The following is a 16,703-nucleotide window of genomic DNA, read 5'->3' on the forward strand; positions in this document are numbered from 1 at the left end:
ACAGCCAGGCGGCGCCGATCGGCACGCCGGGATCGCCCGGCACCGGCGGCACCCACATATGCAGCCGCGTCTTGCGCTGCTGCGCGCGTTCGAACCACGCCTCGTCGAAATGCTCGAGCAGCCGCATGTTGCCGAGCGCGTTCAGCGCCACGCCGCCGGTCAGCACCAGGCGGTCGGTGCCGGTGATGCGCAGCAGATGATCAATGACATGGATCATCGCGTCCTCGAACACCAATTGCGTCGCGGCCGCCTTGTCGACGCGGTCCTTGGTGTCGGGGCGGTGATTGATGTCCTCGACGCGCAAGACGGCGTCGGGATTCCAGAGCTGGTCGGGCCGCAGCGGCGCACCCAGGATATCGATCAGCGGCTGATGATAGGGATTGCCGGCGGGGTCGGCGTACCAATTGGCCATGGCGCGATTGAGCAGCACGCTGCCATTGGGCCCGAGCTGCAGCACCGCCTTCAAACGCGAATAATAGGGATTGGTGGCGCGGTTCATGTCGCCCCAGGCGGCGGCGCCCATGTAGCGGCCTTCGCTGGAGAGCCAGGTCCAACCGCCCTGGCTCGACGAGATCACCGTGTAGAAGGCACCGAGCGAATCGAACAGGCTCTCATTGCAATAGATCTGCTTCATCTCGCCGTTCTCGGCGACATAGAGCGAGATCGAGCCGACGTCGCCGGTGCCGTCGAGCACCGCGATCGCAACGCGTTCGCGCAGGTCGGCGAATGGCGATGCCGTGAACGAGTACCAGGCGTGATTGTCGTGATGCGGCATGCAGATCAGCGGCAGCTGCTCGCCGAGCCCGTACATCTTCCCGAGCCTGCGCGAGATGCGCCGCACCTGGTCCATCTGTCGCAGGTTGATCGCGGGCGCGATCGGTGCGTTCAGCAATTTGAGACTGGCCGGCGCTTCCTCGAACGAGGTGCGGATCAGCAACGCCATCAGCGCCGGATAGTCCCACGTCGTGACGAAGGCTGCGATGTCGCCGATATCGCGGCCCATCCGCTGCAACACCTTGCGCATGTCGTCGAGCGCGTATTGCGGAAACTCGTTGGTGTGTTTGTCTCCGGAGAAGCGCTCTTCCTCGTTGTTGACGATCAGGCGCGGGCCGTCCTTCTGGGTGACCTCGACCAGTGCAACGCCGGTGTTGTGCGTGCCGGGGCAGGCGAGGCCTGCGATGTAGACGGTCTCGCCACGCTGCAGCTTGTCGCGGATCGAAGCGATCGTGCGTTGCGCGACCTCGCCATTGGCCTTGTGCAGGCCGAGCTTCGCCATCGCACGTTCACTGAGCCGGCGTGTGATCTCATAGCCCGCGGCCGCAAAACGCGGATGCCGCGGACCGGTACGAATGTCCGGTTTACGCAATCAGAACGCCTCGACTCGGATCCCCAGATCGACCTTCAATCATAATTGGCGCCAGGCAACAATGCCGTTTCGTCCAACGGAAAAACCCGGCGCTTGCCAGCCTGTTCGTCCCTTGCGAGACTTGCCGTCAAAACCAACGACAATAATCGGGGAGAAAACGATGCGGGCTCGTTCTGGATATATTGGCGCAATCGCGGCGTTCGCAAGTACGGCACTGATTGTGACTTCGGCGTATGCGCAGAAGAAATACGATCCCGGCGCGACTGACGCCGAAATCAAGATCGGCAACATCATGCCGTATAGCGGGCCGGCATCGTCCTACGGCGTGATCGGCAAGACCGAAGCCGCGTTCTTCAAGATGATCAACGAGCAGGGCGGAATCAACGGCCGCAAGATCAACTTCATCAGCTACGACGATGCCTATTCGCCGCCGAAGGCGATCGAGCAGGCGCGCAAGCTGGTCGAAAGCGACGAGGTGCTGTTGATCTTCCAGGCGCTCGGCACGCCGTCCAATTCGGCAATCATGAAGTACATGAATGCCAAGAAGGTGCCACAATTGTTCGTCGCCTCCGGCGGCACCAAATTCGGCGACCCCAAGAACTTTCCCTGGACCATGGGCTTTCAGCCCAACTACCAGAGCGAAGGGCGCATCTACGCGAAATACATTCGCGACAAATTCCCCGACGGCAAGATCGCGGTGTTCTGGCAGAATGATGACGCCGGCAAGGATCAGTTCAAGGGCCTGAAGGACGGGCTCGGCGACAAGGTCAACATGATCATCGCCGACAAGTCCTACGAGGTGTCCGATCCCTCGATCGATTCGCAGATCGTCGCGCTGCACGATTCCGGCGCCGATATCTTCTTCTCCTGGGCGGCGCCGAAAGGATCGGCGCAGGCGATCCGCAAGGTCGGCGAGCTCGGATGGAAGCCGAAATTCTTCCTCGCCAACACCGCGACCTCGGTTGCCTCGGTGCTGAAGCCCGCAGGGCTGGAATATTCCAAGGGCATCATCTCGACGGCCTATCTGAAGGACCCGACCGACCCGACGTGGGACAAGGATCCGGCGGTCACGAGCTGGCGCGCCTTCATGGACAAGTATTACCCCGACGGCGACAAGGGCAACGCCAACAACCTCTACGGCTACGTCGAGGCGGAGGCGATGGTGCAGGTCCTCAAGCAGTGCGGCGATAATCTGACGCGCGAGAACGCGATGAAGCAGGCCGCCAACCTGAGGAACTTCCATTCCGACCTGATGCTGCCGGGCGTCATGGTCAACACCTCGCCGGACGACTATTTTCCGATCGAGCAGATGCAGCTGATGCGCTTCAACGGCGAGGCGTGGGAGCTGTTCGGCGATGTCATCACCGGAGAGGTCGGGCACGAGGCGACGAGGTAGGCAGGCCATGGGGGCTGCCACGGCTTCGTGACATCACCGCTAATCGGATTTTGGCTCGCCGGAACCTCGTTCGCGGGCGCGCAGCCCGGGTTCGTCGGTGCGCACCCCCTTCACACCGGGTCAACGCAAGGAACTGGGGCATCGGTGCTGATGCGATCAGAACCGATGCCACAAACGAGATCGACGCAAGCGAGACCGCTTGCGCCGATGTTCAGATCCATCGTTGTGCGATTGAGCTAGCCCGCGCTGAGCCGGACGCCGGCGCGGAGGAATTTCTGCGGGTCGACCGCTTCGCCGTCGATGCGGGTCTCGTAATGCAGATGCGGGCCGGTGGAGCGGCCGGTCGAGCCGACAGCGCCGATCACCTGGCCGATCTTGACGGTCTCGCCGACCTTGACGCCGATCTCGGAGAGATGGCCGTAGCGGGTCGAGAGGCCGTTGCCGTGATCGACCTCGACCATGCGGCCGTAGCCGCCGGCCCAGCCCGCCGACACCACCTTGCCGTTGGCGGTGACGCGCACCGGATCGCCCTGCGCGGCGCGGAAGTCGAGGCCGGTATGCATCGCCGGACGGCCGAGGAAGGGATCGCTGCGGACGCCGAAGCCGCTGGTGAATTCGACCTCGCCGACCACCGGCTTGCGATAGGGCACCAGCGCCAGCGTCTGGTTCAGTCGCTGCATCTGCGCGCGGTTGATGTTGATGCGGTAGAGCTGGCGCTCGAACGCGCCGGCGTCGGGCGTAAGCTTGACCGGCACGAACGGTCCGCCCATGCCCGAGCGCGGCGTCGCGGCTTCGAGCTGCGCCATGTTGAGGCCGAGATCGGAAATCACGCCGCGCATCCGGCGCACCCGCGATTCGATGCCGTCCTCGACCGAGGAGAGTGCGGCGACCTGGCGCCGCTCGACCTGGTCAAGCGAGGTCTGCAGGCGGACCAGCACATTGTCGACACCCTGGGCCTTGGCGAACTGGTTCGGCTGCGCCTTGGCAATCAGCGGTGCGCGCGATTCCAGCCGTGCCTCGCGATCCGGCGGCGCCACGAAGATCACGGTGTCGCTGATCGGGGAGGGCTTCAATGAACCGGAAGGCGGCGCCGCCTCGGCGCGGCCCTGCGGCTTGATCGATCCGGTAGAGGTGGCATCGGGCATCGCACCGAGCGCAGCGGCGCGCGATTCCAGCGTCGACTGCCGCTTCATGATCTGGTCGAGCTTCTGGTCGAACTGCTCCTGGTCGAGCAGCTGACGGCTGGTGGTGCGGTCGACCTTGGCGCGCAGCTCCGAGATGCGGTCCTCATAGGCGTACTGCATCTCGGCCTGACGCGCGATCAGCCGGGTCAGGACATCGTCACGGAACGCGAAATAGGTCGCGGTGGCCGCCGACCACATGCCGAGCAGGACGACGGTGCCGACCGCGATCCAGAACACGACCGGTCCGATCCGGACCTGCTTGCCGGCATGGACCAGCGTATAGCCCTCGCCGGTGGCCTCAACCGCCGCCGCCGGCGCGGCGTGATAGGCGGCGGGACGGCGCGCCGGTGACCGGCCATGGTCCTGCGGATGATGGTGTTTCTGGTGATGACCGGACCGGCTCGACATCGGTACTCCCGCGGCCGGTCGGACCAAGCTCCGTACGGCTAATTTGCGGGGCCGATTTGAGCCCGCCATGGTTAATTTTCAGGAAACGGAACCCCTCCGTCAGAGCGCGCGGGCGGCCTCCAATACCGCTTCGGCATGGCCGTCGACCTTCACGTGGCGCCAGATCCGGCCGACTTTCCCACTGGAATCGACCAGAACCGTGGTGCGAATAATTCCCATGAAGGTCCTGCCATACATGGATTTTTCGCCCCAGGCGCCATACGCCTCCAGCATCTCGTGGGCCGGGTCCGAGGCCAGCGGCACCGCCAGCTGGTGTTTGTTTCGAAATGACTCCTGCGCCTTAACCGTATCGGCTGATATGCCGACCACCTCGGTACCCGAAGCGATGAACTCGCTTTTGAGCCGGGTGAAGTCGATCGCCTCCCTGGTACAGCCGGGGGTGTCGGCGCGGGGATAGAAGAACAGCACCAGCTTCTTGCCGGCAAAATCGGCCAGCGAGACGCTGCCGCCGCCGTCCCGTGGCAGGTTGAAGCGAGGGGCTGCAACGCCTTCGGCAAGTGTGACGGCGGATGGTCTGGTCACGGTCGCGGCCGGCTCCGGCTTTAACGGTTTCGATGCAGCCTTGTGCGAGGCTTTTCCTCGAACACCCGCTGCGGGCTTGGTCTTTGTTGGCGTGGTCGCCTTCTTGGCGGCTGCCTTCTTCGCAACCGTTGTGCGGGTTTTCGTTGCGGACTTCCCAGTGCTTGCGCTTGCGGCGCGCGCAACCTTCGTTGCGACCCGCTTTCCGGTTATGTTGGAGGATTTCTTGCGCGTTTTCTTGGACATACGCCTTCCTTTCGTCGCTTTCCGCGGCTCAACCATTGGGGTATTGCGGGCCTCATTCGCGGCGGCCGGATTCGCGTCGGCCGCTGGGCAAGTTTGATGGCCACGGAGTATGGTGACAAGGAATTCGACGCGTTACCCGTCCGCTTGCTGAATTGGCGTTTGATTGGTTGGTTTGGTCCGTTCTTTTTGGTCCGTTCTTGGGGCCATCGGCGAGTAACATGAATAGGCGAGGATAGGCGGCGATGCCGACACGGGAGCGCTCGATACGAATCGACGGGCGCCCCGATGACGGCGATCAGCTTCGCCGTCAGCACCGAGAGGCAATGGCAAGGAACAGGTCGCCGCAGGGTCCAAATCCGCGCGCCGGGGCTGACTTCTCGCAACGGGAAGACGCCGCCGCGTGGGACGAGCAGGATGAGGCGGCGGGCAACCGTGCGCGGCAATTGCTGTCGCGTTCCAACACCAACCTGCATCGTTTCACGGATTTCTGCTCGGGCATGCAGCGCTGGCTGAACGGCGAGCGCTGGATCCGTCGCATCGGATTGGTCCTCGTGGTGCTGGTCGTGATGTTTGCGACCTGCTTCGGCGCGCTGTGGTGGCGGCTCGGCGCCGGTCCGATCAATCTCGATCTGGCGACGCCGTGGCTTGCCGCGGCGATCGAGGAAAATATCGGCCACGGCAACACGGTCGAGGTCGGTGGAACGCAGATCGAGCGCGCCGGCCGCGTCAGGATCGCGGTGCGCATCCGCGACATCATCGTCCGCGACCGCGACCATGCGGTCGTTGCGAGCGCGCCGAAAGCCGAAGTGCGGTTGTCGGGAACGGCGCTCCTGATGGGGCAGTTGCGGGCTGAGAGCCTCAATCTGGTCGATGCGGAACTGTCGGTGCGCATCACGCCGGACGGCAATGTGACCGTCTCGGCGGGCGACACGGCAAAGCCGCTTGCCACCGGCGTTGCCTCCAAGCGGGAGGCGGGGATGCCGCCGACATTCCCGCGTCCGGTGCCCGCAGCGCCGCCGCCGGTTGCTTCGCCGCCCGCTGCTTCAGAGCCCGCGGTGGCCGCACCGGATTCGGCCCAGAGCGGGCTGCTCGCAGGTCTCGACTGGCTCGACAGCCTCAGCCTGACCGGCCTCGACGGTCAGAACCTCAACGAGATCGGCCTGAAGAACGGCAATCTCGTCGTCGACGACCAGCAGCGCGGCAACAAATGGAGCTTTGAGAATATCAGCCTGAGCCTGCGGCGTCCGAGCGGCGGCGGCGTTGCGCTCAGCTTCGGCGAGGAGGGCGCCAAGCCCTGGTCGGTCCGCGTGCTGGTTGGGCCGCAGCAGAACGGCGTGCGCACGGTCGACATCAAGGCCGACAAGGTTTCCACCCGCAACATCCTGCTCGCGCTCAGGACCAAGGACCTGACCTACACCGCCGACCTGCCGCTGTCGGGCGAGATGAGGGGCGAACTCGGTCGCGACGGCCTGCCGACCTATTTCCGCGGCAAGATCAATGTCGGCGCCGGCAACATCATCGACACCGATACGCCTGATTATCCGATGCCGGTCGATTCGGCCGAGATGAGCGTCGAATGGGATTCGGGGCGGCGCGTGCTGCTGGCGCCGATCAAGATCGTCTCGGGCGCCAACCGCATCACGCTGCTCGGTCATCTGGAGCCGCCGAACGACAACGTCACCGACTGGCAGGCCGGCCTGTCGGGCGGCACCATTGTGCTGGCCGATGCCGACAAGAACGAGCCGCCGCTGATCTTCAACCGCATCAACGTCGGTTTCCGCTTCGATACCGAGAAGAAGCGCGTGCTGCTGACCCAGGCGGACATTTCGAACGGCGAGATCGGCGTCGCCGGCACCGGCAGCATCGACTATTCCGGCGAGCCGCGGCTGCAACTCGGATTTGCCGGCACGCCGATGTCGGCCTCCGCGCTGAAACGGATGTGGCCGATCATCATCGTGCCCGAGGTGCGCGAATGGGTGCTCGAGCGGATCGACCGCGGCACGCTCCAGCGCATCGATGTCGGTGTCAATTCGCCGGTGCACAATCTGTCGCGCAAGGGACCGCCGATCCCGGACGACGGTCTCTCGGTCAACATCGTCGCCTCCGGCGTCACGGTGCGTCCGGTGGACAAGATGCCAGCGGTGCACGATGCGGATCTGAAGGCCAGGGTGACCGGCCGTACCGCGACCGTGACCATCAACCAGGGCATCGCCGACACACCGGCCGGCCGCAAGATCACGCTGTCGGATTTCACCTTCGAGGTGCCCGACATGGCGCCGAAGCCGTCGCCGTCGAAGGTCAAATTCCGGGTCGATTGTCCGGTGCCGGCCGCCGCCGAAATCCTTGCCTCCGATCGGCTCAGCGATCTCTCCGGGCCGCCGATCGATCCCAACGCCAGCAAGGGCAACGTCACGGCGACGATCAATCTCGGCATGCCGGTGACGGGCGGGCTGACCAAGGCCGACACGCAATATTCCGTCTCGGCCGACATCTCCGGCGTTGCCGTCGACAAGCTGGTGATGAACCAGAAGCTCGAGGCCAATACGCTGAAGGTGATTGCCAGCAACGCCGGCTTCCAGGTCAAGGGCGACGTCAAGATCAACGGACAGGCCGCTTCGCTCGACTACCGCAAGCCGGCCGACGGCGATGCCGACGTCAAGCTGCAGGCGACGCTGGATGATGCAAGCCGCGCGCGCCTCGGGCTTGATCTCGGTCCGGCGGTATCGGGCGCGATCCCGATCAAGCTGAACGGCAAGATCGGCAGCGGGGACAATCCCGCCACCAAGATGGGCGTCGAGGCCGACCTGACCCAGCTCAAGCTCGACAACATCCTGCCGGGTTGGGTCAAGACGCAGGGCAGGGCCGGCAAGGCGACCTTCAACGTGGTGCCGAAGGGGCAGTCGACGCGGTTCGAGGACATCTCGATCGAAGGCGCCGGCGTTTCGATCAAGGGCGCGCTCGAGGTCGACCAGAACGGCGACCTCATGAATGCGAACTTCCCGACCTATGCGCCTTCGGAGGGCGACAAGACATCGCTGCGGGCCGATCGCGGTCCCGACGGCGTGATCAAGGTGACGATGCGCGGCGACGTGTTCGACGGCCGCGGCTTCCTGAAATCGGCGATCTCCGGCCGCGACAACGATCCCAAAAGCAAGACCAAGACCACCGATTTCGATGTCGATCTGAAGCTCGGCGCGGTGGCAGGCTTCAACGGCGAGGCATTGCGCGGCGTCGATGCCAAGATCTCGCGCCGCAACGGGTTCTTCAAGGCGTTCACGCTGAGCGGCAAGGTCGGCCGCGATACCCCCGTCTCGGTCGACATGCGCGGCCGGCAGCAGGGCCGCGAGGTGATCTATCTGCAAACCAGCGACGCCGGTGCGTTCCTGCGCTTCATCGACACCTATTCGAAGGTGATCGGCGGCCAGCTCACGCTGGCGATGGAGCCGCCGATCCCCGAGCCGAGCCCGAGGGAAGGCCTCATCAACATCACCGGTTTTTCGGTGAAGGGCGAAACCCAGCTCGACCGGGCCGTCGCCGGCGGGCCGGTCAGCACCCAGAACGGCATCGGGTTCGATGCGCTGCGCGCAGAGTTCACGCGCCAGAGCGGCCAGCTCTCGATCCGCAACGGCGTCGTCAAGGGGCCAAGCATCGGCGCGACCATCGAAGGCAGCATCGACTATCTCGGCAACCAGGTGCGGATGAACGGCACCTTCATTCCGATGTACGGGTTGAACAACATGTTCGGCCAGATCCCGTTCTTCGGGATTTTCCTCGGCGCCGGCAGCAACGAAGGCCTGATCGGCGTGACCTATGAAGTGGTGGGAACGCCAAGCCAGCCGGTGCTGCGCGTCAACCCGATCTCCGCGCTGGCGCCCGGCCTGACGCGGAAGATCTTCGAGTTCAAACAGTACGGCCCGAACGACCTGCCGACGACGAACAACAATTAGGGAAGGCGCCCATTTTCCTCGGCGGGCGATCCACGTCCGCATCGGTTTGCGGGATATGGCTGACCGGATCGTTGATCTCTACGAGCGTCATGCCTATGGCATTTGGCCTGCCTCCGCAGGCGCACGACCAAAATATCGAAAACAACCCCATGCAAAGTAGCCGGCGGCTCCCGGCGCTCGAAAAGCAACTTGACACGTCGGGCAACTCAAATGTAATTTTCTAATATTCCGAAATTGCGCGAACCTCGCCTCGATCGGATAGTCTTACTGGGTCACGAGTCTATCTCAGTCGTCATTGCGAGGACTCGCGACAAAATTGCAAGGCAATCTTGCGCTGAAGCGACGAAGCAATCCATCCATCCGCATTTGCGGACGGATGGATTGCTTCGCGGAGCCTGTCATCCGGCGGCGCTTTGCGCCGACCGGGTGGCTCGCAATGACTCAGATGCCGACCGGTTCTCCGCTACGAGCAGCAGTCGTGTTGCAATCGCCAACAGATAGTGTCGCGGGAATACTACCCCTCGGCTACGAATACGTACCTGCTGCCATCCTTGGCCAACGTGCCGACGTTCGGCATCAACCAGTGAGTACCCGAGATGGTGAGCTTGTCGGCGACCGCGCGATCGAAGATCTTCCTTCGCGTTTCGACAGCCATTTGCGGATCCTGGTCGATAGCGAGCTGCCACTCGGGATTTGTTGAAATGTGTGGCGCAAGATTGACCACGTCAGCGCTGATCAAGAACTGTTCGCTGCCGGAGGTGACCAGATGCGCGACCATTCCCGGGCTATGGCCGGGCGCCTGAACGGCGTGCACACCGGGCAGGAGTTCTGGTTCTCCCTCAAAGGTCCTGACGTTTTTCCAAGTCGCCACCGTGGCCTGAATTCGCTGGGCGAGGCCTTTGCGCGTCGGTCCGAGATCGATCGACTCGACCCCCGGGCGCGTCCACCATTTCAATTCCGCGGCGGGCACCACGATGTCGGCATCCGGGAAGACCTGCGCATCGCTCTCATTGTTCATGAGGCCATAGATGTGGTCGCCGTGGAGATGGGAGATGAGGATCGTCTTGACTGCCTTGGGGTCAAGTCCCGCCGCCGCCATGCTCTCGAATAACCGGCCGTTCCCCTCACCATAAATCGGATGACCGCCCGTACCCGAGTCGATCAGGACCACTTGATCGCGCAGCTTGAGCGCCATGACGATGAACCGCAGGGGCGCCTGATTGTCGGCAAAGCCGGCACCACGCAACACGGTCTTGACCTGTTCGACGCTGACATTCCTGACCATGCCCGCCCGCAGCGGAACGTCACGCATGCCATCGATCAGGGAGAAGATTTCAATGTCGCCGACCTTGTATTTGCGGAAAGGTTGAGTGACGGACTGTTGAGCGTGAGCCGCATCGACAAACGTGATCGCCTTGTCGAGTCCAAACGCAGCGTAAGCACCGGCTGCGCCGAGTGTCACGTCGCGACGCGAGATATCGGACATCGTCCTGGACTCCCCGCTGACTGAATGGATCGAGCATATCAATGGGGATGTGCACTGCACAAGGTCGGCTTTGGGTCCAAAACCGGAAGTGAAGCGGCACGCAATCCCCCTGCGACGCCGAACGACATCGTTAAATCAGCGCTGGATGAAATCTCGGATCGACCTTCACGCCATCCAGCATCAAGCTTCTGGCGGTGCCTTTCCACGCCGCGGCAGGAGCACCAACTCGGCCGCTTCTTCGGCGTCTTTCAGGAGCGTCTTGCGTGGTGCGCCTAACTGCGCATGCATCGTCAGACCGCGGGCAAGGTCGATGACCTGGCGCGCGCGCGTGGTGACAGGAAAGTCAGATGGGATTTCTCCCGCGCTGATCCCGTCGCAGAAGCGGCGTTCCACGAGCGCTACGCCGCCAGCGGCGGCGTCCTTCAGAAACTGCCTGACCTCAGCGTCGTGCACGAGGGGCGCGACGCACACCATCAGGCATCCTCGGACCGACCCTTCCTCGGTCGCAACTTCCACGGCGTGCTTCAGGAAGCCGGCGATCGCGTCGCGAAGAGCCGGTGGCGTAAAGAGCGCCTTCGCCGCGCCGGCGCCTTTTCGCTCTGCATATGTCCGGAGGACGCGCAGGAAAAGCGTCCGCTTGTCTCCGAAGACGGAATACAGGCTTTGCCGTCCCACACCCATGCCAGCGATGAGATCGTCGATCGCTACACCGTCGTAGCTTTTCGACCAAAAGATCTGCGTCGCTTTGTCCAGCGCCTCGCTCTCGTCGAAGCTTCGGGGGCGCCCACGACCCCTGCTCGAATTTCTTAGCATCTGGTCCAAAAATCCTTGACCATGTGTTCTACCCAAATATACTAGGAATCAGTCCAAAAATAGCAAGCTGGCTGGTGGCCTCACGATCCGACCTTCTCTTACGGTGGAACCAGGTATGAGACATTCAATCGCTCTGGTCACCGGCGCTACGTCCGGGCTCGGTTATGCCGCAGCTCGCTTGCTCGCCGACGGGGGATGGGAGGAGGTCATAGTAACGGGGCGCAGCCTGGCTAAGACCAAGGAAACTGCCGCTCAGCTTGCGGACGAGACCAAGAAACCAATCTTCACGCCGCTGGAGCTTGATCTGAACAAGGCCGCCAGCGCCAAGTCTGCGGGCGCCGAGCTGGTCAAATGCGGTCGGCCGATCGATTTCCTGCTGCTCAATGCCGGATTGGTCCCGACCAAGAAGCGCGTAGTCACTGCGGAGGGCGTTGAAGCTTCCCAGGCTCCGCTTATCGGCCATCATGAACTGACCGTTGGGCTGCTCAACGCCAACCTGCTGAGCCCCGAAGCGCGGATTGTCATCACCAGCGCGGAGCCTGCTCGCGGGGGTGTGCCCATGTTCAAATATACCGACCTGCCGGCGTTCGCAGCCCAATACTACGGGGGCGACCAAACCGCGGCCGCTGAAGCCCTCATTCGCAGCGGACCAAACGTGAAGTACTCGCCTAACACTGCGTATGCCGACGCGAAGCTCATGATCGCCTGGTGGGCCGAGGCGCTGGCGCGCCGGCTACCGTCCGGTATGGCCGTCTACGCTGTCTCGCCCGGTGCGTCGAACGCCACCAACGTCGCGCGAAACGCTGGCCCGTTGTTGCGGTATCTGATGATTCCGATCGTGAACCTCATTCCCGGCATGAATCAGACGCCGGAGGTTGCGGCCAGTCGCTACATCCAGGCATCGGAGTTCGGAACCGACGTCTCAGGGCAATTCTTCGCCTCGGCCAAAGGGAAGTTCTCAGGCCCGATGGAGCTGCAGCGAGAGCCACACCTCCACGTTCGCGCCAGCCAGGAAGCCGCATGGCAGGCCGTCGTCAAGGTCTCCGGCGCCGACCTGTCTCACCTGGCATCTTTGAGCGCGGTGTCGTAACGCCTGACCGCCGTCGCATCGCAGAAATATCATCCAAGATTGTCCAAAAACCACAGGCCCAATGGCGTCCCATGAGAATGTGAATGGCACGGTATCAAGATAAAAAAGTGGTGATCCTCGGCGGCACCAGCAGCATGGGTCTCGGGCGATATCGCCGTCCCTCTCGCTGCACGATGAACAAGTCACCGCCTCGTAGGTGAGTGATCTCCGCTCCGGGTCAAAAAGGCGATATCGCTGAGGTCGGGTCGCGTGTCTGTTCCGTCGCCGAAAGCAGGCTAGGCGATCCATTAACGCGGCATTGCTCTCGAGGTACAGAGCCCGGACGTAAGTTACAAAGCCCGGACGTGCAGTGTACATCCGACGGCACGTTCGGGGCATGAACCGGCAGGAAAGCGACTAACTGCCGGTGCATTCGGGTGCGATGAGATCGATAACGTTCATCAGCGCCGTAGCGCCGGCACCACCAGGAACGGGATCAGGCCGAGCACGACGTTCACCAACGCAAACGCGATCAGCGGGTTGTAGCTGTGCGTCCAGTCGTGGATCAGGCCGCCGCCCCAGGAGCCGAGGCCGCTGCCGATCATGATCGTGCCGTAGATCGTGCCGACCCGCTCGCCCCGGAATATCTTGAGCGCGGTCGCGGTGATCAGCGGGCCGCGCGAGCCGATCATGCTGCCGAAGCAGATGATGAAGCCGGTCAGCAGCCAGTAGTTCGGATACCACTGCAACAACAAAACGGCATTGATTCTATTATTCAATTCAGGATTTTGAAAATTAACAGCCGTCGTATCTGCCAAAACGGCATTCGCGGGTGCTCCGCATTCAAAGTTTCAAAGCGTCTCTAAACTTGATGCCCATTAGACTAGCAGCTTTACAGGCATCCTTGAGAACATCGTCGCAAATGACCGTTGGCTCCCTGTAAGCCATGCGAAACACGTGAGCGGCACCAATTGCGTCTTCTTTAAAAGCAAGGCGGGCACCGCCTGCAATGTCGTAGTACTTCTCGCCGATGTATATGTAGTCGGGTTCGCCGCGCTTGCAGATTTTCAGACGAGATGCCGCTTCGTCGAGGGCATCGAGTATCCGGACAACATCACAGAGCCAATACGCCGGACCTTGATACTCACCCTCCGGTAACGACACGTCGCACGGGAAGAATTCGAAGCCGCTGTGATCGATGGTTTGAAAAACAGCTTTCGTTTGATCTGAAACCAGCCAATAGGCGTTGAACATTTCAAGATCCCGAGGAAGGCGTCCGGCTTTGCGATCAAGTAGAAAGTGCGGACGTGCCGGATAGGCCGGAAAACCGCGTCGGCCAGCCGGAGCCGACAGCACCTTTTCACCTGGTACTAGCGTCTCGCGGTTTTGCAGCAGATAACCCGGCAGCCCGCCTCTTCGGTAATCAAAGGACATTTGGTAAAACCGACGACGCTTGAGTTGCTTTGCACGCCGGTCAATTTGCTTCGGCTTGTCACCGTTCATAAGCGCTGCTCTTCCTCTATGGAACGTTCATCAGCGCCGTAGCGCCGGCACCACCAGGAACGGGATCAGGCCGAGCACGACGTTCACCAGCGCAAACGCGATCAGCGGGTTGTAGCTGTGCGTCCAGTCGTGGATCAGGCCGCCGCCCCAGGAGCCGAGGCCGGAGCCGAGGCCGCTGCCGATCATGATCGTGCCGTAGATCGTGCCGACCCGCTCGCCGCGAAATATCTTCAGCGCGGTCGCGGTGATCAGCGGCCCGCGCGAGCCGATCATGCTGCCGAAGCAGATGATGAAGCCGGTGAGCAGCCAGTAGTTCGGATACCACTGCAATAGCCAAAGCAGGATGATGCCTGCTATCGAGACGCCGTAGCTGAACAGCACGCTGGGCCGGCGGCCGATGATGCCGTCGAGCGTGGACACGCCGAGCATGCCGACGAACAGCGCGACGCCGGAGAAGCCCCAGGCGGTGGCCGCCTGCAGCGGCGGGAAGCCGACATCGATCAGATAGGCGACGATCTGCGCGGTCAGCGCATACATCGCGATCGCGGTGAAGAAGAAGGTCGAGAACAGCGCCCAGAACGCGTGGTGGCGCATCGCGGCGAGCAGCGTCCAGCCTTCATCGATCAGGCCGGGCTCGGCCTTCTTCACGATGTGCGGCGATCCGCCGGCGAGCAGCCGCCACGGCAGGAAGACGAGTGGAACGAGGAGGCAGAGCGCACTGACGCCGAAGACCTGATAGGCCTCGCGCCAGCCGATCCGGTCGATCAAGACCTGCGATAGCGGCAGCAGCAGCAAGAGGCCGGCGCCGGTCGCCGAATACATCACGGCCATCGCGGTCGGCAGCCGCGGCCCGAACCAGCGGCCCAGCAGGATCGAGTTCGAGACGTTGCCGATCAGCGCGGTGCCGAAGCCGACGCAGAGGCCGACGCTGAGCTGGAATTGCCAGAGCTGCTGTGCGCGCGACGCGACCAGGAATGCACAGCCGAGCAGAGATAGACCGAGCGCATAGACCACGCGCGGCCCCGAGCGGTCGAACAGGCGCCCGACCAGCGGCGCGGTCAGGCCGCTGGCGAGCCAGGTCAGCGAATAGACGGAAACAACCGAAGCACGGTCCCAGCCGAAATTCTCCGAGATCGGTTTCAGGAACACCGTGAAGCTGTCGCTGAGGCCGCGCCCGAGCACCGACAGCACGAAGCACAGCGCGAGCACGTTCAGCGCGATGCGCGATTGTCTCGCCCGCGTTGCGAGCGTGTCGTTCGGAGGTGTGGTCTGGTCCATCGCATTCTTTTCGAGCGCGATCGGACGCAAAACCGGAAGTCCACTTTTGCTGATCGCGCTCCTGCAGGGAGCGCGCTTTCCGCACTCCCCACAACCGACAAATCCGAATGCGCCTATGCAGGCTTCAGCAGGACGTGGCGCTTCTTGCCGAGCGACAGCTTGACCACGCCTTCGGGCGTGAGATTGGCCGATGTCAGCAGCATCTTCTCGTCGGTGACGGCGGCATCGTTGACGCGCAGTCCGCCGCCCTTGATCTGCCGGCGCGCTTCGCCGTTGGAGGCGACGAGCTCGGCCTTGACGAAGGCGGCCAGCACGCCGACGCCGGCTTCAAATTCGCCGTGCGGAATTTCCACCGTCGGCAAGGTCTCGGCCAGCGCGCCTTCCTCGAAGGTACGGCGCGCAGTCTCGGCGGCCTCGTTGGCCGCATCGCGGCCGTGGAGCAGGGCGGTCGCCTCAGTGGCCAGCACCTTCTTGGCTTCGTTGATCTCGCTGCCGCCAAGCGCCGCAAGCTTGTTGATCTCGCTGATCGGCAGGATGGTGAACAGCTTGAGGAACTTGACGACGTCGGCGTCCTCGACGTTGCGCCAGTACTGCCAGAAGTCGTACGGCGAGAACTGGTCGGCGTTGAGCCATACCGCGCCCTTCGCAGTCTTGCCCATCTTGTCGCCGGAGGCGGTGGTGAGCAGCGGCGTGGTCAGCGCGAACAGTTGCGGCGAGCCCATGCGGCGGCCGAGATCGACGCCGTTGACGATGTTACCCCACTGGTCGGAACCGCCCATCTGCAGGCGGCAGCCGGCGCGGCGCGACAGTTCGACGAAGTCGTAGGCCTGGCAGACCATGTAGTTGAACTCGATGAAGCTCATCTCCTGCTCGCGCTCGAGCCGGAGCCGCACCGAGTCCATCGTCAGCATGCGGTTGACCGAGAAGTGCCGGCCGATGTCGCGCAGCATCTCGATCCAGTTCAATTTCGTCAGCCACTCGGCATTGTCGAGCATGATGGCGTCGGACTTGCCGTCGCCATAGCGCAGCACCTTGGCAAACACGCCGCGGATCGAGGCCTTGTTGGCTTCGATCTCTGCAACGGTGCGCATCGCGCGCGTCTCGTCCTTGCCGGAGGGATCGCCTACCATCGTGGTGCCGCCGCCCATCAGCGTGATCGGCTTGTTGCCGCTCTGCTGCAGCCAGTACAGCATCATCATGGTGAGGAAGTTGCCGATGTGCAGCGACGGCGCGGTGCAGTCGTAGCCGACATAGGCGGTTGCCTCGCCCTTGGCGGCAAGCGCGTCGAGGCCCTCGAAATCGGAGCACTGGTGGACGAAGCCGCGTTCCTGTAGGGTGTTCAGGAAATCCGATTTAAATGCAGTCATTTGTCGGCCAGCCAGCTCATTCTTGTTTTACGGTTTTTGCATCTATTTGCGGAACCTTGGC

Annotated in this window: 11 protein-coding genes and 1 pseudogene; 3 read left to right on the plus strand and 9 right to left on the minus strand. The window is 62.9% G+C overall.

Annotation, left to right across the window (positions count from 1 at the left end):
• On the minus strand, positions 1 to 1,366 hold a 1,366-nt coding region (locus H8A92_RS34450; RefSeq protein WP_274613543.1), incomplete at its 3' end, for a carbamoyltransferase N-terminal domain-containing protein.
• Positions 1,367 to 1,526: 160 nt separating this feature from the next.
• On the opposite strand from H8A92_RS34450, the gene H8A92_RS34455 reads away from it, so the two are divergent.
• Positions 1,527 to 2,762 (plus strand): ABC transporter substrate-binding protein, encoded by a 1,236-nt coding sequence (locus tag H8A92_RS34455; RefSeq protein WP_229199802.1) that lies wholly within the window; start codon positions 1,527 to 1,529, stop codon positions 2,760 to 2,762.
• A 236-nt stretch (positions 2,763 to 2,998) separates the two neighbouring features.
• Here H8A92_RS34455 and H8A92_RS34460 read toward each other — a convergent pair whose 3' ends face one another.
• Both H8A92_RS34460 and H8A92_RS34465 read right to left on the minus strand, forming a co-directional pair.
• Positions 2,999 to 4,354 carry a M23 family metallopeptidase gene (locus H8A92_RS34460; RefSeq protein WP_229199803.1) on the minus strand — a complete coding sequence of 452 codons (1,356 nt, stop codon included), beginning with the start codon at positions 4,352 to 4,354 and terminating at the stop codon, positions 2,999 to 3,001.
• Between the two features lie 99 nt (positions 4,355 to 4,453).
• Positions 4,454 to 5,179 carry a peroxiredoxin gene (locus H8A92_RS34465; protein ID WP_229199804.1) on the minus strand — a complete coding sequence of 242 codons (726 nt, stop codon included), beginning with the start codon at positions 5,177 to 5,179 and terminating at the stop codon, positions 4,454 to 4,456.
• A gap of 242 nt (positions 5,180 to 5,421) precedes the next feature.
• Here H8A92_RS34465 and H8A92_RS34470 point away from each other — a divergent pair, with 242 nt between their 5' ends.
• Positions 5,422 to 9,126 carry a DUF3971 domain-containing protein gene (locus H8A92_RS34470; RefSeq protein WP_229199805.1) on the plus strand — a complete coding sequence of 1,235 codons (3,705 nt, stop codon included), beginning with the start codon at positions 5,422 to 5,424 and terminating at the stop codon, positions 9,124 to 9,126.
• A 514-nt stretch (positions 9,127 to 9,640) separates the two neighbouring features.
• Here the strand turns inward: H8A92_RS34470 and H8A92_RS34475 are convergent.
• Both H8A92_RS34475 and H8A92_RS34480 read right to left on the minus strand, forming a co-directional pair.
• The gene (locus H8A92_RS34475) at positions 9,641 to 10,612 is read right to left on the minus strand and encodes an MBL fold metallo-hydrolase (protein ID WP_229199806.1); all 972 of its coding nucleotides are present in this window, start codon (positions 10,610 to 10,612) and stop codon (positions 9,641 to 9,643) included.
• A 180-nt stretch (positions 10,613 to 10,792) separates the two neighbouring features.
• Complete coding sequence (locus H8A92_RS34480; protein ID WP_229199811.1) at positions 10,793 to 11,425, minus strand: TetR/AcrR family transcriptional regulator; 633 nt, start codon at positions 11,423 to 11,425, stop codon at positions 10,793 to 10,795.
• A gap of 115 nt (positions 11,426 to 11,540) precedes the next feature.
• On the opposite strand from H8A92_RS34480, the gene H8A92_RS34485 reads away from it, so the two are divergent.
• Complete coding sequence (locus H8A92_RS34485; RefSeq protein WP_229199807.1) at positions 11,541 to 12,515, plus strand: SDR family NAD(P)-dependent oxidoreductase; 975 nt, start codon at positions 11,541 to 11,543, stop codon at positions 12,513 to 12,515.
• Between the two features lie 440 nt (positions 12,516 to 12,955).
• On the opposite strand, the pseudogene H8A92_RS34490 reads toward H8A92_RS34485, so the two are convergent.
• The 4 genes and pseudogenes from H8A92_RS34490 to tyrS form a co-directional block, all read right to left on the minus strand.
• Positions 12,956 to 13,246: pseudogene (locus H8A92_RS34490) on the minus strand (MFS transporter); the annotation flags it as partial.
• 91 nt (positions 13,247 to 13,337) lie between these two features.
• Positions 13,338 to 13,997: an imm11 family protein gene (locus tag H8A92_RS34495; RefSeq protein WP_229199808.1), complete on the minus strand. Its 660-nt coding sequence runs from the start codon at positions 13,995 to 13,997 to the stop codon at positions 13,338 to 13,340.
• A gap of 30 nt (positions 13,998 to 14,027) precedes the next feature.
• Positions 14,028 to 15,275, minus strand: coding sequence for an MFS transporter (locus H8A92_RS34500; RefSeq protein ID WP_229199809.1), 1,248 nt, complete (start codon positions 15,273 to 15,275; stop codon positions 14,028 to 14,030).
• Between the two features lie 113 nt (positions 15,276 to 15,388).
• A complete protein-coding gene (gene tyrS / locus H8A92_RS34505; protein ID WP_229199810.1) occupies positions 15,389 to 16,642 on the minus strand; it encodes a tyrosine--tRNA ligase in 1,254 nt (417 codons plus the stop codon).
• Between the last annotated feature and the right edge of the window lie 61 nt (positions 16,643 to 16,703).

Source organism: Bradyrhizobium acaciae, from assembly GCF_020889785.1.
GTDB lineage: Bacteria > Pseudomonadota > Alphaproteobacteria > Rhizobiales > Xanthobacteraceae > Bradyrhizobium > Bradyrhizobium acaciae.